The sequence below is a fragment of the Mesonia maritima genome (genome assembly GCF_042433895.1).
GTDB classification, from domain to species: Bacteria; Bacteroidota; Bacteroidia; order Flavobacteriales; family Flavobacteriaceae; genus Mesonia; species Mesonia maritima.
Genome location: NZ_JBHLUA010000027.1, coordinates 166,804 through 183,741, shown reverse-complemented (window position 1 = coordinate 183,741; position 16,938 = coordinate 166,804). Strand labels below are relative to the sequence as shown.

The following is a 16,938-nucleotide window of genomic DNA, read 5'->3' as shown; positions in this document are numbered from 1 at the left end:
ATTTGAAAATTTGTTACTAACGAATCTCTCCTGGGCTTGAGCAGAGTTAGTTTAATTTTGACTTATATCTCCTCCAGAAGTACTTTCTTTTATATTTTTTTGTTCCGGATTTCCGTAATAATCTATACTTCCGCCGGAAGAAGATGAAGCTGTAATTTCTTTTTCTACGCTCATTTCTAAATCTCCACCGGACGAAGCTTTTAGATTTGCTGTTTTCGTGCGTAGTTTTTTGGCTTCAATTTCTGCGCCGCTAGAAACGTTTGCCTTACAATTAATTACCGTTCCTTGTAAATTTATTTCAGCTCCGCTGGAAGCTTCAATTTCGGCTGATGCTGTTTTTAATTCTAAGGAAACTTCTGCACCGCTGCTAGCTTTTAGCTCGATATTTTCTTGCTCTATCATTTCTCTAGAAGTTAATTCGGTTCCGCTGGAAGCTTTAATTCGTTGCAAATTTTCAGTATAATGAACAATTATTTCTTTGCGCTCTGCCGAACCGATATTATTTTTTGCTGAAATGATAAGCGTGTTGTCTTCAACTTTATATTCAAAAATATCGATTAGATTTTGGTGCGCATGAATTTCCAGTTCAGCAGTTGATGCTTTTTCTAGAATAACATCCCAGCCTTTTTCCGCTGAAATTTTTGTGAACGATTCGGTGATAGGAATATTTTTAGAAGTTACGGCTCCTTTTCCTTCAGTTCCATTAAAACTCACATTACACGAAAAAGCTAAAAAACTTAATGCGGTTGTGACGATTATTTTTGTAAGTGTGGTTAGCATAATAAATTAATTTTAAAAGTTATTTATTTGATTTTTGATTGAATTTTTTGAATATTTTTTGGTATTGAATCTTGAGTTGGTTTTTGATACCAATCGCTATCATTTTCACTTTCTTCATTAGTATTAATTGTAGTTGAATCGATTACTTCTACTTTTTTCTGAATGATTTCAGTATCACTATTTTCATTGAAAAAATCTTTTTCATCTTCAACTGGACAATCGTTACATTTTATACCTTGATGAAGAATTTCTAAATAATGTTCTTCTTGTCCGTTTTCTAAAATATCGTTGTACGAATCGTAATTTCTATGATAACTATAGGTATTTTCATTGGCAAAAAGAGTGCTTCCCACCGGTAAGAAAAGTGTAATTTCTACTTCCTGATCTCTAAAAGAATTTTCTGCCGGCGTGGTAAAGAAATCATCTAGCGAAAGTGTATTTTCATTAAAATTGATGTGATAAGCAATTTCTTCAGCAAATTTTCTAGCCGCTTGATCGCTTTTTCCTTCAGCAGATTTTGTAATTTCTACGGAAGCAAAACTTTCTCTGGTAGATTTTACAATTAAGCGAATATCATTAGAGTAAATAATTTTTTCACCATCTTGTGTATGCCGAATTTTTAAATCGCTGCTTCGTCGTTCACTTTCTCCAAAATAATCGCTTCCGCGCATTTTTACAAAAAGCGTATCATTTACTGAAATAGGAAGTTCTTTAGAAATGGTTTCGTGTCCATCGAAAGCGCGTTCTGAAGCTTGACGAATTCCTAAGAACGAAATAACGAAAATTGAAACTAGCCAAATACCTAGCAATACAAATTTTACCGGATTTCCAATGGAACGTAAATTATTCACTAAGATTTTTAATCCTAAAATGAAAAGGAAAAATAACGGAATTCCGGCTGCAAAAAATAAAAGTAAACAGGCTAGCCAAAAAGGAACGCCAATATTTGCGAGTTCTACATAATCTATCCAAGAAGCTTCAAAAATTCCGAAAGTTCCTACGCTTAAAATGCCAAACACTAAACTTATTAAGCCTGAACCGGCAAATAAGAGAATAAGAATTCCAATAAATTTCACGAAAATTTTAAGTAAGGTTAAGATGAAATTTCCAAGTGTTTTAAAAAATCCGCCAGCGCCATTGGTAACTTTATCGCCGTATTTTTTATAATCTACATCTTTTACTTTTCCGGTTACATTATCAAAACCTTCTCTAACTTTTCGCTCTATGTTGCTAATATTAATTGGTTCTCCACGCATTTCTAATTTTTCTGCGGTAGTAGTGGCTTCGGGAACAAAAATCCAGAAAAGAAGGTAGATGAAAATAAATCCGCCGGTAGTGGCAATCGTAAAGAGAATAAAAAGAATTCGAACCCAAATGGCATCTATTTTAAAGAAATGCCCTAAACCGGAAGAAACACCAGCGATGTAAGAATGATCGGTGTCACGATATAGTTTCTTTGGTCGATTTTTAGCTGTGGGTTCTTGTTGCGTAAAATCGTCTTCAAAAATATCGTCGTCTACTTTATAATCTTCGGGCTGTCCCATTATGTCGATAACGGCTTCAACTTCTTTAATGGTAACAACTTGTCGTTCGTTTTCAATTTTTTCAGTAAATAATTCAGCAATTCTAGCTTCGATATCATGAATTATTTCATCTCTACCTTGTGCGTCGGTAAATGAATGTTTTATTGCATCGAGATAGCTTTTTAGTTTTAAAAATGCGTCTTCGTCTATATGAAAAAATATTCCTGCTAAGTTTATATTAACTGTCTTATTCATGAGTTCCGTTTTTTGATTGTGTTACAACAGCTACTGCGTTTTGAAGTTCGTTCCAAGTTCCGGTTAATTCGGTTAAAAATGTTTGTCCGGTTTCTGTAAGTCCGTAATATTTACGTGGCGGTCCGCTAGTAGATTCTTCCCAGCGATAACTAAGTAATCCCGCATTTTTTAAGCGCGTGAGCAAAGGGTAAATTGTACCTTCGACCACCAATAGTTTGGCATCTTTAAGCGTTTCTAGAATCTCTGCTACATAAGCATCGTTATCTTTTAAAATAGATAAGATGCAATATTCTAAAACGCCTTTACGCATTTGCGCTTTGGTGTTTTCAATTTTCATATAACCTGATTTTTGTTAGGGTTAAACTGTTCGTTTTTTGATGATGATGATTGATGTGGTGATGAAATAAATTTTATACTTAATGGATAACGATATTCTTTTCCTTCACCGGCTCTAATGGTTCCTGTGAATGTGCAAATTAGATCGAGTAAGAATAACCCAAGCGCTAAAATTAAAATTACCAGTAGAAAAATTAATAGCGGACTATTTATTAGTTGAAAGGGTTCTGCTACCGAAATACTGTTATTAGAAATATAAAACTCTTCAATATGGGCAAAAGAAAATCCTAAGATTAACGCACCGCTAAGTGCCAAAAAAGTAAGGATTATAAAATATATAAAAACGCTAAGTTGAAAATTAATTGTTTCTCTTCCGTTTTGCTCTATAAATTTATTATCTCGTTTAGAGATCCAAATTATAAGTGGCAGAATAAATTGTCCAAATGGAATAAAATATTTGGAGAATGTCGAGAAATGAGTAGCCGCAGCTAATAAATTTTTATCGTTAGAAGGCATAAAACATTATTTTGTACTACAAATATATATCTTTAAAAAGGTATTATGCAATACAAAGTACTAAATATTAACAAATATTTAAGAGAATAGTGGTTTTATAAAATAGTATCTTTCATAAAAGAAATTATATGAAATTGACGCCAACTAAAATTAATAATTACTTGCTTTTAAAACTACCTTCAGCTTGGTTTTGTGGCGTTCGGTTAAAAGAGATTTCTACTGAAAAAAGTAGGGTAGAAGTGAAGTTTAGATGGATAAACCAAAACCCCTTTAAATCGATGTATTTTGCGGTTCAAGCTATGGCGGCAGAATTAAGTACTGGAGCGTTGGTAATGCAAGCTATTCAAGAGAAACCTGAAAAAATTTCGATGTTAGTGGCTTCCATGAATGCAGAATTTTTAAAAAAAGCAACTGGCAGAATTTCATTTACATGTGAAGATGGAAATAAACTACATGAAACGCTTAAAAAAGTAGTTGAAAATAAAGCTGAAGGTCGACTTTGTGAATTAAAAAGTATCGGAAAAAATGAAGCGGGTGAAGTAGTGGCTATTTTTAATTTTAATTGGACTTTAAAAGCTAAATATTAGTGGATTATTTCACTAAACATTAACAAATGTTAGCTTTTTAACATAAGCTTTGTTAAATGTTGACAAATACATCACGTGAAACCTTTAAACTAATTTATTTTTTGCTTAAATTAGATCAGAATTAAAAAAACAACCTATAGAAACAACTCTACCTAACCTAACTATAAATTATTGACCTATGGCGAGAGCTATGTTTGAGTACACTAAATTAGTACTTAAAAAAGTAAGCTTTGACGCAACACTTTTCTGTAAAGAAGTTGAAAAAGCTATTACCCGTCTTCTTCCATACGAATTAGATGAATTAAGAGAGTTTATTATGATACTTTCGCGACAAAACCCAGATTTAAATAAGTCGCTTATTTATTTAACCACATAATCTAAAAAAGAAAAAAGCATCAAAAATTTATTTGATGCTTTTTTTATTTTCATTTATTGGACTAATGATATTGACGTTTTGAAAAGTTACCGCTCCTTTTATAACACCTGCAATTACTTTTTGAAGCGCATCTATAATTTGAATTTTCAATTCACTTTTACTGTAAATTAAACTTACTTCTCTAGCAGGAACAGGATCTTTAAACATTCGTAAATTTTCTTTTTCCGGAGAGCGAATATCTAAAGTATGGAGGTAAGGTAAAAGCGTCATTCCTAAACCTTCATTAGATAATTTTATGAGCGTTTCAAAACTTCCACTTTCTAACTGAAATTTATTGTCTGAATCGTTTTTATTCGATTTACATAAATTTAAAATTCCTTCTTTAAAACAATGACCGTCTTCTAGAAGTAAAATATCATTTACATCTAAATCTTCCGCGATCAATTTTTCTTTCTTCGCTAATCGATGTCCTGGTGGAATATAGGCTACAAAAGGCTCATAATATAAAACACGCTCTTTTAAATTTTCTTGTTCCAAAGGAGTCGCGGCAATGGCGGCATCTAAATGGCCATCTTGTAATTTTTCAATTATTGCTTCGGTATGAAGTTCTTCAATTTTTAATTTTACCTTCGGAAATTTCTTCGTGAAATTATTAAGAAACATCGGTAAAAGTGTAGGCATAATGGTGGGAATAATTCCTATTTTAAATTCTCCGCCAATAAAGCCTTTTTGCTGATCTACAATATCTTGAATTCGATCACTCTCATTTACAATATTTCTAGCTTGCTCAACAATTTTTTTTCCGACTTCAGTAAGTTCTATTGGTTTTTTGGTACGGTCGAAAATTTGAACTTCCAATTCTTCTTCAAGCTTTTGAATTTGCATACTCAACGTGGGCTGTGTAACAAACACTTTTTGAGCCGCTTTGGTGAAATTCTGATGTTCTGCTACCGCTAATACGTAATGCAGTTGGGTAATCGTCATAGATAAACTTTTTTACAAAGTTACCTATACTATCAACATTATCTATTAAACTTTTGCTAAAACTTTGGTAAAATCTATAGTGATAAATAAAATATCTTAAAACCGAATACTTACGCTTTCATTATTTTCATCTACTTCAAATTTTGCATCATTCCATTCTGGTGGACCGTAAAGTGTAGGGTTATTAGAAATTCCGTAATCTTCTTTTGGCATTCCATTCGCTTCAAAATCCATTTGGTCGTTTCCATTTTCATCGTGAAAACAAGAAATTCCGTACGTTCCTCGTGGTACGTTTTCAAAAATAACCGTAGCCTTTCCATCTTTTATTTCAGCAGTTTTAGAAAAATCGGGTTTTGCTTTTAGAAAATTGTCTTCGGTATACATTCCTAAAAGAATTTCACCTTTATCGTTGGTAATATTTTCGATAGTAATGGTTACAGTTGAAGTTTCTTGCGCTACTACAATTTTTGCACAAGCCATCATTAAAAGTAAAAATAGCGTTTTCATAATTTGTAATTTTTAAGTTTAAGGTAAATGTAACGCTACAGTAAATATTTAATCCAATAGAACTTACTAAGTTGTTGAAATTGATTGCTGAACTGTTTTTTTAAAGCAAACCGCGTGATTTTATTTCCAAATATTTATTAATGGTATTTACGGTAAGATCTTTTGGCGGAGTTAAGATCGATTGAATTCCGTGTTTTTGTAGTTCTTTTACCATCATTTCTTTTTCATTTTTAAATTGATGCGCGATGGTTTGCTCATAAACTTCAGCAATTTTGTCGGCTTCATAATTTAAAAGATTTTCCAACTCGGTGTTTTCAAAGAAAATGACGACCAACACATGTTTTTTGGCAATCGCTTTTAAATACGGAAGTTGCCTTTTTAAGGCTGAAATATGTTCGAAATTTGTATAAAGCAACAATAAACTTCGTTGCGTGATTTTACGTTGAATATGCGCGTAAAGTAAACTAAAATTGCTGTCTAAAAATTTACTATCAATATTATAAAGCGTTTCCATAATCGTATGCAAATAGGTTTTTTTGCTATTTGCCGTTAGAAAATTCTTTATTTGATGCGAAAAAGTTAGCATCCCCACTTTATCATTTTTTTTTAACGCAATATTCGAAAATGCTAACGTGCTATTTATAGCGTAATCTACCAATTTTAATTCCTCAAAAGGCATTTTCATCACGCGGCTGGTATCGATAAGCGAATAAATAGGTTGCGATTTTTCATCTTGATATTGGTTTACCATTAAATCGCGATGTTTTGCGGTGGCTTTCCAATTTATGGTTCTAATATCGTCGCCTTGAACGTATTCTTTAATTTGCTCAAATTCCATGGTATGACCAATTCGACGAATTTTTTTTAAGCCTAATTGACTTATTCTATTATCAATCGCCAAAAAATCATATTGTTTCATCTGAATAAACGACGGGTAAACTTTTACTTCTTGTTGATCTTGAAAAATATAGCGTCGTTTTGCAAGCTGAAGTTTTGTAGAAATATAGCAATTTAATTTTCCGAAGGTATAAACGCCACGTTTCACCGGACGTAAACTATATTCTGAAGTTTGTTGCGCTTTCGCTTTTAACGTAATTTTTTTTAAGAAATCTCTTTTTTGAAATTGCACCGGAATTTCATCGATTATTTCCACTGAAATCTGTGAAGCATATTCATTTTTTAGCTTTAAGATTACCGGATTAGAATCGCTATTCGAAAATTTTTCAGGTAAAACTCTTTCAGCTTTAAAAGCCTTTGTTTTATAAAGCGCAATAACATCGGCAATAAATAATAAAAAAAATGCCAATACCGCTAGCCAAGCAAAACTATAGAGTGGTTTGTACCAATAGGAAACCAAAAATAGTATGGAAAGCCCAAAAACGATATAGAAAAAACGTTGATGTAAATAAAGAGATTTAAAAAACTTGATCACGTTAACGCGGAATTTCAATAGATTTGGTAATCATTTCAATAACATCTTCCGTTTTCATCCCTTCCATTTCCCGTTCTGGCGATAAAATAATTCGATGTCCTAAAACAGGATTCAACGATTTCTTTACATCTTCCGGAATTACAAAATCACGTCCGTTAATGGCAGCATAAGCTTTGGCGGCATTCATAATCGCAATGGAAGCTCTCGGCGAACCGCCCAAAAATAAATGCGGATGATTTCTGGTTTTGGTTACAATTTGCGCAATATAATTTACAATTTTTTCTTCAATTACAATTTCGTGTAGTTGTGTTCTAAACTTGTTGAGAATTTCTGGTGATAAAACCGGTTCAATAACTTCGGTTGGTTTTATTTCTTTGCGTTCATGATGACTTTGCAAAATTTTTACTTCATCTTCTAGCGAAGGATAATCTACTTTAATTTTAAAAATAAAACGGTCTAATTGCGCTTCGGGTAACGCGTACGTTCCTTCTTGTTCAATCGGGTTTTGCGTTGCCAATACCATAAATGGCGGATCCATTTTATACTCGTTTCCATCGATGGTAATTTGGCGTTCTTCCATTACTTCAAATAAAGCAGCTTGCGTTTTTGCCGGAGCACGGTTTATTTCATCAATTAAAACGATGTTAGAAAAAATAGGACCCGGTTTAAATTCAAATTCAGAAGAATTATTTAAAATGGAAGTTCCTAAAACATCGCTTGGCATTAAATCGGGCGTAAACTGAATTCTACTAAAATCTGTTTTTATAGATTTAGCGAAAAGTTTTGCGGTTACGGTTTTGGCAATTCCCGGAACGCCTTCAATTAAAACGTGACCATTTGCTAATAAACCTACAATTAATAATTCTACAAAATTTTCTTGTCCTACAATTACTTTGGCAAGTTGGGTTTTTAAACGTTCAACTGAATTTTTTAAATCGTCAAGCGGAATTCGATTATTGAAATTTAAATTTTCTTCTGAAGAATTTTCAGCTGTATTGTTATGTTCTTGTTCCATTAGGCGTTCTTTTTAAATGAAGTAATTTTTTTATTCAATTCAATCAATTCATTTTTAGTGATTTGCTTTTGCTGTTGAATGTTAATTATATACTGAAAAAGTGATTCTACTTCTTCTACCGTATAATTTGTTCGTTCAGCAAGCGTGTTATAAAAATCTTGATCGAGTTGATGCGTATCGGTTCGTAATTTTGTTCGTATAAAATATAAAAAATAGTCAATTTGTTTGTCAGCTATTGCTTTATGATCTTTTTTATCGAGATACATTCCTGCGATAGTTCGGGTATAATCGTAGGTTTGGTTTTTTAATGGCTTAACGACTTTTATGCTTTTTTGTTTGCGTTTTCCTTCAAAAAGGATGAATAAAATTACCCCGATAATTGTAAAATAATACGCCCATTTTAAATATTTACTGTTCAATAAAATATAAAGTGGCGAAGTATGAATGGTTTTTCCTAGCTTGTAATTTTTATCCCAAAAAAGTGGTTGCTTTAAATCGAGATAAGCCAATAAATTTTCGGTGTATTGATAATTTTTTTCCGTTAGAAGAAAATAATTGCTGAAAACTTCCGGTGAAGAATGCAGGTAAATTTTCCCTTCTCCAAAAGGCGCTTTTATAAAATTAACCAGCGGTTTTTTTATAACATTTTGGTCTTCATCTTTTAAATTTCCAACGCCTAAAACGGTTTGCGAAGCGGTGTCGATTTCACGGAAAAACATAAAATTTTTATCATGCGAAAATTCAAATGCTTCAGCGTTTTTTAAATCAGGATTTACCAAATTAAAATGTGGGTGACTTTCTAAATCGCTAGTTTGAACACGTGCGCGTTGTTCAATATGTAAAGTGTCGAGTAGTTTTCCTTTAAAATCATTTGCGGCGAGAAATACTGTATTTCCTGTAGAAACCCAATTTAATAATTCGTTTAATTCAGCATTATCAAAATATAAACTGTGGGAAATGAAAAAATAAGTTCCTTTTTCTAAACTGTCATTTAAATAGGTATATGGCGGTTTTTCCATCGGACGTAAATCGTCCGCTTTTTCTGAAAGATTTTCGTAAAAAACATAGGTTCCTAGCGGAATTTTATCGTTTTCTGAATACGAAGGAAACCAATTGACGGGTTCGGGTTTACTTGCTTCAAAATAAACCAAAAGCGCGAGCAACAAAATAAGCGAGCCGAGTGTAATTTTATAGTTTTTACTCATTCGATTGCTGTTTTAATTGTTCTTCCATATGCCGAAAAACTTTTGCTGCAACGCTGTAATCGTGTTCGTTTACGGGAAAACTTCCGTACCAAATAAAATCGTATAAACGCGTTATCTGATTGAAATCGCTTCGTAAACTTGAAGTTTCAATTTCAGTTAAATATTCTTGATTGGTTTTTTGATATTGATAATCTATAATTTTTTTCTCTTTTAATTCCTTTAAAATCAGTAAATAATAATACCGAATGGCTAATCTGTAATTTTTTTCTTGTAAGGCTTCTTTAATCAAAGTCGGAATGTCTTGTTCAGCAATAATGCGTTCTTCTTCAGAAAGAAAAACTTCGGGTTTACTTCCTTTTTTCGTGAAACGCATCGCAGGATTTAACCGAATAAATAGCCAAATAATTAAGCCTAAAATTAAACCGATTATAAGATAAGGGGCAATTTGTATAAAATTAGCAATAAAGCTTCCTGGTTTATAATCGCCTACGAGCCAATGGATAAATGATTGCCATAAATTTCCGAGCCAGTTTTTAAATTTTTGCCACCAATTTAATTCAGTATTTTGGTTTAGGTAATCGAATTCATCTTCATTTTTATATTCTTCTAACTTTTCTTCATTAAATTTTACGGGCTGCAAATTTTGTTGCCGATCGTAAGAAATTTCTTTCGGAACGGTTTTTTCAACAGTAAGCGAATCTTGCCCTTTACTGGAGAAGGAAAGAAGAATGAATAAAAAACTCAGAAAATAAATCCGCATGAATTAATCCTTTTTTCCTAATGAATCGATCGCTTCATAAGTTCCGGTTTGATTCTTTTTTTCATCTAAATTGAAGAAAATAAAAACAGTAGCAATAATTATAATAGGATACAATAAATATTGTACGACACTAGATAAAGCAGACAATGTTAAATAAACCCAATCAAAAGCAAAACTAGGATCTGCGAGATTTCCTTCCTGCGAATAAACTAATGATTTTACCAACGTGTAGATAATTGCCGGTAAGTTGAAAACGTACGTAATTATAAAGTAAATAATTGAAATCACAATAATGGTAAAAAACGTGATCCACCAGTTATTTTTAATAAGAGAAAAACTATACGTAATAGATTCTGAAACGCCCATCTTATAAAATACCATAATAGAATAAAGCAATGTAAACGGAACCATTACATAAATTCCAGGAACTAAACACATAATAGCGCCAATAAAAGTTAATAGGCCAGCTAAGAAACTTGCCCCAAGAAAACTTGACCAGTTTTGTTTTAGTCCTTCTTTAACTTCATCAATTTTTATTTCACCATTGTTTTCAATGTAAGAATTTACCGCGTATTGGTAAGAACCATATAAAAACGTATAATAAAACCAGCTCGCGATTAACAAGACGAAACTGGCAAGAAATATTCCGGAAAAAGCGCTAAACATTCCTGAACTAGGGTTGGTAGATCCCGATAAAGACATAATATCTTCACCCAAGTTAAGAGTAATATACGTATAGTAACAAATCGCTAAAAGCATTAGTAAAAGTACCGGCCAAAGCACTTTTGTATAAATTTGAAAAAGCACTTTATAATTCTGTCGAATAAAAGCGAAGGTGTCACTAATAACTTCACCTAATTCACGTTCTTTTTTAAAATTGATATAGTTAGTTTGTTCCATTGGGTTGAGATTTTTTATAGAGATAACGAGGATAAAAGACGTAATAAAATAATATAAAAGCTAAAGAAATACTGATGATAAAAATTGCCAGCCAATCGGGCATTTCCGTGTGACGTGTTACAACACCTTCCAAAAAACCGGCGATAATAAATAAAGGAACGGTACTTAATACAATTTTAAGTCCGTTTTTTGTTCCACGAACGAACGATTCTAATCGTGTAAATGTTTGCGGAAATAAAATACTTTTTCCCACTACTAAACCGGCACAACCCGCAACAACTATAGCAGAAATTTCTATCGTTCCGTGAATCCAAATGGTTCTAGCAGATTCCCAAAGCATTTCTTTTTCATAAAAAAAGTACTGAAAAGAACCCAACATAATTCCATTTTGCATCATCATAAAAATTGTTCCTACGCCTAATAAAATGCCGAACGTAAAAGCAAGAAGCGCTACTTTTATATTGTTAATGGTAATTCCCATAAACATATTCATTTCGCTAGCTTCCTTATAAACCGCCATTGGGTCATTATTTTCAATATTTTCCAGCGTCATATTTACGTAAGCATCGCCTAAAATAGCCCGAACAAATTCTCCATCTTGCGAAGCAGAATAAGCGCCTATAACGGCAAATAATAAAAACACAAGAAAAGAAAGTAACAATTGTTTTTGATACTGATAAAAACTTAGCGGAAATTCATGCGTAAAAAAGGTAATAAAGCGTTTGCGCGACTCTTTTTTAGTTTTATAAATTTTTTGATGCGCCTTAGAAGAAAGCGAATTTAAATAGCGAAGCGTTTCACTTTTCGGATAAAAAGTCTGGGCGTAGCTTAAATGATCGGTCACTTCTAAGTAAAGCGCAGAGAGTTCATCTGGTGAAATTTGAATTTTATTCGAAATAACATTTTCAAATTTTAACCATTTATCCTTATTTTGCTTCACAAAAGCTGCTTCGCGCATATTTTTACGTAAAAATTTCGATTCCCAAAGAAACATATTAATGGATAATTTTCAAATAGAAACCGCTCAAAATGTCAGAATTCAACAAAATGTTGCCAGTTTGGGCGATCGTTTGCTCGCTTATTTAGTAGATGCATTAATTATCATAGCTTACGAATTAATGATGCTTTTTGTAATGGTAGCATTACTTGAAACCATTCAAAACGAAACTTGGCTTTTATTATTGGTTTTTGGGCTTCCGCCGTTTTTATATCATTTATTATTCGAAATTTTTTGGAACGGAAGATCGCTAGGAAAAGCCGCTTTAAAAATTAGAGTCGTAAAAATCGATGGTTCAACACCGTCTTTTTCGGCTTATATAATTCGGTGGTTGTTGCGTTTTATAGATATTACTTTATGTAGCGGAAGTATTGCGGTAGTCACTATTTTATTAAATGGAAAAGGGCAACGATTAGGCGATTTAGCTGCAAAAACAACCGTAATTTCTGAAAAAGAACAAATTTCACTTCATCAAACCTTATTGGTAGATCTTCCTGAAAATTACCAACCTGAATATCCACAAGTAAGAGTATTTTCAGATCGCGAGATTCAGCAAATAAAACAAATGTATCGTAAAGCAAAATTTGACAGTAACCATGCTGTAATTTTATCACTTTCAAAGCGTATTGCTGAAGTTATGGAAGTTGAACCAAAAGAACGACCTTTGGCTTTTGTAGAAAAAGTAATTACCGATTATAATTTTTATACGCAGCAATAGATGGATTATGTATTATTAGTTGACATTTTAGGAGTAGTTGCCTTTTCAATTTCGGGCGTGTTGAGTTCGTTAAAAAAACGAATGGACGCTTTCGGAATTTTAATAATTGCTTTTGTAACCTCGGTTGGTGGCGGAACGTTACGCGATTTATTAATAGGAACGCCAGTAGCTTGGTTACGCAATATGACTTACGTTTATGTAATTATCGGGACTACGATTTTAGCTGTTATTTTCAGAAAAAAATTAAGTTACTTTAGGCGATCTTTATTTTTGTTTGATACCATTGGGATTGGTTTATACACCGTTTTAGGAATTGAAAAAGGACTTGCCGCAGATTTATCGCCAATTGTTTGCATAGCTTTAGGAACTACAACTGCTTGTTTTGGCGGTGTAATTCGTGATATTTTATGCAACGATATTCCGGTTATTTTTAGAAAAGAAATTTATGCTACCGCCTGTATTTTAGGCGGAATCACCTATTTTGTGTTATTGCAATTCGGTTTTGTGGAGAGTATAATTTTTATTTCCTCCGGGATTGTAGTCATTTTAGTACGTTCGCTTGCGGTCTATTTTAATTTACAATTGCCTTCCATTTATAAAAATGAAGAAATTAATCCAGAATCTTAATTTTCATCTCCACATTTTCGCGCGGCCATTCTTTATCGTCAACTTCGACTTGGGCAATTTTATCGACTACGTCCATTCCGCTAATAACTTCTCCAAAAACGGTATGATCGTTATCTAAATGATGTGCGCCACGCTGGCTTTGCACAATAAAAAATTCAAACGGAGAAGAAGCTTTACTCACATTTTGCTCTGCATATTTTGCGGCTGAAAACGCTCCGCGATTATGTTTGTGTTGATTACTAAATTCACTCGGAATTAAAAAAGAACCTACGCGATTTCTCACTTTTGTTGTGGCAACGCGATCGCTATTTCCACCTTGAATTACAAAATCTTTGGCGACTCTATGAAAAAAAGTAGTATTAAAATAGCCCATTTTTACCAACCGAATAAAATTAGCGCGATGCAAAGGTGTATCGTTAAAAAGTCTTACTTTAATATCGCCAAATGAAGTAGAAATTAACACGAGATTTTCAGGATTGTTCTCTCCGTATTTTTCCAAAAAAGGAATTAATTCTTCTTGTTCTACAAATTCAATTTCTCTTAAGTTCACTTCGGTTTTAGTTCCACCGGCAGGAATTTTAATGCTATTTACAATACTATCGTCTTTCTTGGCTTGTTCTTTTTTTACAGATTTTGTAATAGAATTTTGCTGCTCGGTTTTTTTCGATTTAGTATCTTCACAACTAGAAACAATTGGTATAATTAAAAGGAAGTAAATAAGGTATTTTGCAAATGACATTTTCAGAATTTAAAAAATCTGTTTCAAAAATAGAAAAAATTGACCTTATTGGGGAAAAAGCGCACCTCGAAATGTCACCAAAATTTAGAACAAATGAGTTAGCTGCTATAGATATTGAAAAGCGTTCTCCAAAAATGGCAGGCGTTATGGCATTATTTTATCCTGATAGAAATGAAAATACGCATTTAGTTCTCATTCTAAGAAAAACCTATAAAGGTGTACATTCTGCGCAAATAGGATTTCCCGGCGGAAGAGCTGAAAAAATTGATAAAAATTTACAGGAAACAGCAATTAGAGAAACTTATGAGGAAGTGGGAGTGGAGCCAAAAAAAATTATGGTGCTAAAAGAATTGACAAAAATATACATTCCGCCTTCTAATTTTTGGGTACAACCTTTTTTAGGAATTACAGAAGAAACCCCAAAATTTGTAAAACAAGAAAGTGAAGTGGAAGAAATCTTAGAAATTTCAATTAAAGATTTTCTAGACCAATCAAACCTTATTGAAAAAAACTTGTCTACATCGTATGCAACAAATGTAAATGTTCCCGCATTTTCACTAAACGGTCATGTTGTGTGGGGAGCTACCGCAATGATGCTCAGTGAAGTAAAGCTTATGCTGAATCAGGTACTTTAAAAATTGAAATTCGTATATTTGACGGCTTTAAAATTTTAGAAAATTTATGGGATTATTCAAAAAAAATCCTTTTGGACATATACTGTTTTTAAAAAAATGGCTCATTAGAATATTAGGCGCAATGACGCATCGTCGTTACCGTGGTTTTAATGAATTAAAAATTGAAGGTTCAGAAATTATTAAAAACCTTCCTGAACAAAACGTCCTATTTGTTTCTAATCATCAAACTTATTTTGCAGATGTAGTGGCAATGTTTCACGTGTTTAACGCGAGTCTTAGCGGTAGAGGAAACTCCATTAAAAATGTTAGTTATCTTTGGAAACCGAAGCTTAACGTCTATTATATTGCTGCAAAAGAAACCATGAAATCTGGCTTGTTGGCGCGTATTTTAGCTTACGCGGGTTCAATTTCAGTAGAACGAACGTGGCGAGAAAAAGGAAAAGAAGTGAACCGTCAAGTAAAAATGAGCGATATTACGAGCATTGGTAAAGCTTTAGATGATGGTTGGGTTATTACGTTTCCGCAAGGAACTACAAAACCTTGGCGACCGCTTAGAAAAGGAACCGCGCATATTATCAGAAAATACAAACCCGTGGTTGTTCCTATTGTAATCGATGGTTTCCGTCGTTCGTTCGATAAAAAAGGAATTAGAATTAAAAAGCGAGGTATTCTTCAATCTATGGTAATTAAAGAACCTTTGGAATTCGATTACGAAAATGAATCGGTAGATAGTATTATTGAAAAATTAGAAATTGCTATCGAGCAACATCCTTCCTTTTTAAAAGTTATTTCCGAAAAAGAATTGAAAATTCAAGAAGAACTCAACGAAATGCGACGTTGGAGTTATAAAGAATAATTTTTTCTACTACAATAATCAGTGAAAATTTCCGTTTAGTAATAAATGTTAAGACTTTAAAATTTTAACATAATAATTACTTAATGGCATAAATCTTGAACTATATTAGGTGTATTTCTAAAAACTGTTAGTCAGTTTGTTAACGATTAATAAGTTTAGAAAGTTTAAAAATTATTAAGAACCTTTAAAACTCAAAATATATTTTATGTTAAAACGTCCGCTAAATATTTTCTTTACTATTGGAATTGCTTTTATGAGTGTGGTTACTTCAGCACAACAAAGTATTCTTCCGATTGATGAACATTTACAAAATTTGCAACCGCTAGAAGAAATTAGCACCGATCCGATGCAAATTTTGTTAGAAGAAGAAATTAATAGTAATCCGCAATGGAAGAAGTTAATCGATTCTAAACGAATGTCTGTAGGAATTGTAGATCTAAACGATCTTGAGAATATTCATTACGCTGGAATTAACAGTGAAGAAATGATGTATGCTGCAAGTCTTCCTAAAATTGCCATTCTGTTAGCTTCTATGGACGCGATTGAAAAATGTGAACTTGAAGAAACTCCAGCTGTAAAAAGAGATCTAAAATTAATGATTAGTCGTTCAGATAATCACGCGTCAACACGTATGATTGATCGCCTTGGCTATAAAAAAATTGAAGATGTTCTTACCGGAAAGAAATATAAATTATATGATGAAAATCACGGTGGCGGACTTTGGGTAGGTAAGCGTTATGCAGCCTCAGGACCTAGAAATCCAGATCCTATGAAAGGTTTAAGTCACGCGGCAACTGTTAAACAAGTTTGTAGATTTTATTACCAAATGATTACCGGAAACCTTGTGAGTCCAAAAAGATCTAAGCAAATGTTAGACATTATGGAAAACTCTCACTTGCACCACAAGTTTGTAAACACGTTAGATAGAGTTGCTCCAGAAGCACGTGTATTTAGAAAGTCTGGTTCTTGGAGAAATTACCACGCAGATTCTGCGTTAGTTTGGGGTAAAGACGGTAGAAAATATATTGTTGTAGCCTTAATTCAAGATGAAAGGGGAGAACAAATTATTAGAGATTTAATAGTTCCTGTAGAAAAAGTAATAAAAAAATCACGTTCTTTGGAAACTACATAATAGTTAAGTAGTTTTCTTAAGAATGGTAAAAAAGTTCATACAGCGAACCTTTGATATA

Annotated in this window: 20 protein-coding genes; 7 read left to right on the top strand and 13 right to left on the bottom strand. The window is 32.8% G+C overall.

Going from position 1 to position 16,938, the window contains the following annotated elements:
• Positions 1–51: 51 nt before the first annotated feature.
• Genes ACFFGL_RS14495 through ACFFGL_RS14480 form a run of 4 tightly spaced genes read right to left on the bottom strand, consistent with a single transcriptional unit; the run spans position 52 to position 3,410 of the window.
• The gene (locus ACFFGL_RS14495) at positions 52–780 is read right to left on the bottom strand and encodes a head GIN domain-containing protein (RefSeq protein WP_309727768.1); all 729 of its coding nucleotides are present in this window, start codon (positions 778–780) and stop codon (positions 52–54) included.
• Between the two features lie 23 nt (positions 781–803).
• On the bottom strand, positions 804–2,558 hold the full coding sequence (locus ACFFGL_RS14490) for a PspC domain-containing protein (protein ID WP_309727767.1): 1,755 nt from the start codon (positions 2,556–2,558) through the stop codon (positions 804–806).
• A complete protein-coding gene (locus ACFFGL_RS14485; RefSeq protein WP_309727766.1) occupies positions 2,551–2,895 on the bottom strand; it encodes a PadR family transcriptional regulator in 345 nt (114 codons plus the stop codon). The genes ACFFGL_RS14490 and ACFFGL_RS14485 overlap by 8 nt, the downstream gene beginning before the upstream one ends.
• Entirely contained in the window at positions 2,892–3,410 is a 519-nt protein-coding gene (locus ACFFGL_RS14480) for a DUF4870 domain-containing protein (RefSeq protein ID WP_309727765.1), read from the bottom strand. The genes ACFFGL_RS14485 and ACFFGL_RS14480 overlap by 4 nt, the downstream gene beginning before the upstream one ends.
• Positions 3,411–3,538: 128 nt before the next feature.
• Between ACFFGL_RS14480 and ACFFGL_RS14475 the strand changes: the two genes are divergently transcribed.
• Positions 3,539–3,997, top strand: coding sequence for a DUF4442 domain-containing protein (locus tag ACFFGL_RS14475; RefSeq protein ID WP_309727764.1), 459 nt, complete (start codon positions 3,539–3,541; stop codon positions 3,995–3,997).
• Positions 3,998–4,175: 178 nt separating this feature from the next.
• Positions 4,176–4,373 (top strand): hypothetical protein, encoded by a 198-nt coding sequence (locus ACFFGL_RS14470; RefSeq protein WP_309727763.1) that lies wholly within the window; start codon positions 4,176–4,178, stop codon positions 4,371–4,373.
• A gap of 27 nt (positions 4,374–4,400) precedes the next feature.
• Here the strand turns inward: ACFFGL_RS14470 and ACFFGL_RS14465 are convergent, their stop codons facing one another.
• From ACFFGL_RS14465 to ACFFGL_RS14430, 8 genes are all read right to left on the bottom strand, one after another.
• A complete protein-coding gene (locus ACFFGL_RS14465; protein ID WP_309727762.1) occupies positions 4,401–5,357 on the bottom strand; it encodes a hydrogen peroxide-inducible genes activator in 957 nt (318 codons plus the stop codon).
• A 96-nt stretch (positions 5,358–5,453) separates the two neighbouring features.
• Positions 5,454–5,864: a DUF2141 domain-containing protein gene (locus ACFFGL_RS14460; RefSeq protein ID WP_309727761.1), complete on the bottom strand. Its 411-nt coding sequence runs from the start codon at positions 5,862–5,864 to the stop codon at positions 5,454–5,456.
• Between the two features lie 100 nt (positions 5,865–5,964).
• On the bottom strand, positions 5,965–7,296 hold the full coding sequence (locus tag ACFFGL_RS14455; RefSeq protein WP_309727760.1) for a DUF58 domain-containing protein: 1,332 nt from the start codon (positions 7,294–7,296) through the stop codon (positions 5,965–5,967).
• A gap of 1 nt (position 7,297) precedes the next feature.
• Entirely contained in the window at positions 7,298–8,311 is a 1,014-nt protein-coding gene (locus tag ACFFGL_RS14450; RefSeq protein WP_309727759.1) for an AAA family ATPase, read from the bottom strand.
• Complete coding sequence (locus tag ACFFGL_RS14445) at positions 8,311–9,516, bottom strand: DUF4350 domain-containing protein (RefSeq protein ID WP_309727758.1); 1,206 nt, start codon at positions 9,514–9,516, stop codon at positions 8,311–8,313. Before ACFFGL_RS14445 ends, ACFFGL_RS14450 begins: the two co-directional genes overlap by 1 nt.
• Positions 9,509–10,276: a DUF4129 domain-containing protein gene (locus ACFFGL_RS14440; RefSeq protein WP_309727757.1), complete on the bottom strand. Its 768-nt coding sequence runs from the start codon at positions 10,274–10,276 to the stop codon at positions 9,509–9,511. The genes ACFFGL_RS14445 and ACFFGL_RS14440 overlap by 8 nt, the downstream gene beginning before the upstream one ends.
• Positions 10,277–10,279: 3 nt before the next feature.
• Positions 10,280–11,176, bottom strand: coding sequence for a hypothetical protein (locus tag ACFFGL_RS14435; protein WP_309727756.1), 897 nt, complete (start codon positions 11,174–11,176; stop codon positions 10,280–10,282).
• Entirely contained in the window at positions 11,163–12,134 is a 972-nt protein-coding gene (locus ACFFGL_RS14430) for a stage II sporulation protein M (protein WP_309727755.1), read from the bottom strand. The genes ACFFGL_RS14435 and ACFFGL_RS14430 overlap by 14 nt, the downstream gene beginning before the upstream one ends.
• Before the next feature lie 40 nt (positions 12,135–12,174).
• On the opposite strand from ACFFGL_RS14430, the gene ACFFGL_RS14425 reads away from it, so the two are divergent.
• Positions 12,175–12,891, top strand: coding sequence for an RDD family protein (locus ACFFGL_RS14425; protein ID WP_309727754.1), 717 nt, complete (start codon positions 12,175–12,177; stop codon positions 12,889–12,891).
• Positions 12,892–13,518, top strand: a complete 627-nt coding sequence (locus ACFFGL_RS14420; RefSeq protein ID WP_309727753.1) for a trimeric intracellular cation channel family protein — start codon at positions 12,892–12,894, stop codon at positions 13,516–13,518.
• Here the strand turns inward: ACFFGL_RS14420 and ACFFGL_RS14415 are convergent.
• Positions 13,502–14,257, bottom strand: coding sequence for a peptidylprolyl isomerase (locus ACFFGL_RS14415; protein WP_309727752.1), 756 nt, complete (start codon positions 14,255–14,257; stop codon positions 13,502–13,504). The two genes, ACFFGL_RS14420 and ACFFGL_RS14415, sit on opposite strands and share 17 nt — an antisense overlap.
• Here ACFFGL_RS14415 and ACFFGL_RS14410 point away from each other — a divergent pair.
• The 3 genes from ACFFGL_RS14410 (at position 14,251) to ACFFGL_RS14400 (ending at position 16,880) form a co-directional block, all read left to right on the top strand.
• Entirely contained in the window at positions 14,251–14,892 is a 642-nt protein-coding gene (locus ACFFGL_RS14410; protein WP_309727751.1) for an NUDIX hydrolase, read from the top strand. The genes ACFFGL_RS14415 and ACFFGL_RS14410 overlap by 7 nt on opposite strands.
• A gap of 46 nt (positions 14,893–14,938) precedes the next feature.
• Positions 14,939–15,748, top strand: a complete 810-nt coding sequence (locus ACFFGL_RS14405) for a lysophospholipid acyltransferase family protein (protein ID WP_309727750.1) — start codon at positions 14,939–14,941, stop codon at positions 15,746–15,748.
• Between the two features lie 205 nt (positions 15,749–15,953).
• Positions 15,954–16,880: a serine hydrolase gene (locus ACFFGL_RS14400; protein WP_309727749.1), complete on the top strand. Its 927-nt coding sequence runs from the start codon at positions 15,954–15,956 to the stop codon at positions 16,878–16,880.
• Positions 16,881–16,938: the final 58 nt, after the last annotated feature.

Excerpts from the sequence above, each read along its gene's own strand:
- ACFFGL_RS14420 (WP_309727753.1), top strand. The coding sequence starts at position 12,892 with ATGGATTATGTATTATTAGTTGACATTTTAGGAGTAGTTGCCTTTTCA.
- ACFFGL_RS14460 (WP_309727761.1), bottom strand. The coding sequence starts at position 5,864 with ATGAAAACGCTATTTTTACTTTTAATGATGGCTTGTGCAAAAATTGTA.
- ACFFGL_RS14440 (WP_309727757.1), bottom strand. The coding sequence starts at position 10,276 with ATGCGGATTTATTTTCTGAGTTTTTTATTCATTCTTCTTTCCTTCTCC.
- ACFFGL_RS14415 (WP_309727752.1), bottom strand. The coding sequence starts at position 14,257 with ATGTCATTTGCAAAATACCTTATTTACTTCCTTTTAATTATACCAATT.
- ACFFGL_RS14435 (WP_309727756.1), bottom strand. The coding sequence starts at position 11,176 with ATGGAACAAACTAACTATATCAATTTTAAAAAAGAACGTGAATTAGGT.
- ACFFGL_RS14480 (WP_309727765.1), bottom strand. The coding sequence starts at position 3,410 with ATGCCTTCTAACGATAAAAATTTATTAGCTGCGGCTACTCATTTCTCG.
- ACFFGL_RS14400 (WP_309727749.1), top strand. The coding sequence starts at position 15,954 with ATGTTAAAACGTCCGCTAAATATTTTCTTTACTATTGGAATTGCTTTT.
- ACFFGL_RS14495 (WP_309727768.1), bottom strand. The coding sequence starts at position 780 with ATGCTAACCACACTTACAAAAATAATCGTCACAACCGCATTAAGTTTT.
- ACFFGL_RS14445 (WP_309727758.1), bottom strand. The coding sequence starts at position 9,516 with ATGAGTAAAAACTATAAAATTACACTCGGCTCGCTTATTTTGTTGCTC.
- ACFFGL_RS14450 (WP_309727759.1), bottom strand. The coding sequence starts at position 8,311 with ATGGAACAAGAACATAACAATACAGCTGAAAATTCTTCAGAAGAAAAT.
- ACFFGL_RS14485 (WP_309727766.1), bottom strand. The coding sequence starts at position 2,895 with ATGAAAATTGAAAACACCAAAGCGCAAATGCGTAAAGGCGTTTTAGAA.
- ACFFGL_RS14475 (WP_309727764.1), top strand. The coding sequence starts at position 3,539 with ATGAAATTGACGCCAACTAAAATTAATAATTACTTGCTTTTAAAACTA.
- ACFFGL_RS14490 (WP_309727767.1), bottom strand. The coding sequence starts at position 2,558 with ATGAATAAGACAGTTAATATAAACTTAGCAGGAATATTTTTTCATATA.
- ACFFGL_RS14405 (WP_309727750.1), top strand. The coding sequence starts at position 14,939 with ATGGGATTATTCAAAAAAAATCCTTTTGGACATATACTGTTTTTAAAA.
- ACFFGL_RS14410 (WP_309727751.1), top strand. The coding sequence starts at position 14,251 with ATGACATTTTCAGAATTTAAAAAATCTGTTTCAAAAATAGAAAAAATT.
- ACFFGL_RS14470 (WP_309727763.1), top strand. The coding sequence starts at position 4,176 with ATGGCGAGAGCTATGTTTGAGTACACTAAATTAGTACTTAAAAAAGTA.
- ACFFGL_RS14430 (WP_309727755.1), bottom strand. The coding sequence starts at position 12,134 with ATGCGCGAAGCAGCTTTTGTGAAGCAAAATAAGGATAAATGGTTAAAA.
- ACFFGL_RS14465 (WP_309727762.1), bottom strand. The coding sequence starts at position 5,357 with ATGACGATTACCCAACTGCATTACGTATTAGCGGTAGCAGAACATCAG.
- ACFFGL_RS14425 (WP_309727754.1), top strand. The coding sequence starts at position 12,175 with ATGGATAATTTTCAAATAGAAACCGCTCAAAATGTCAGAATTCAACAA.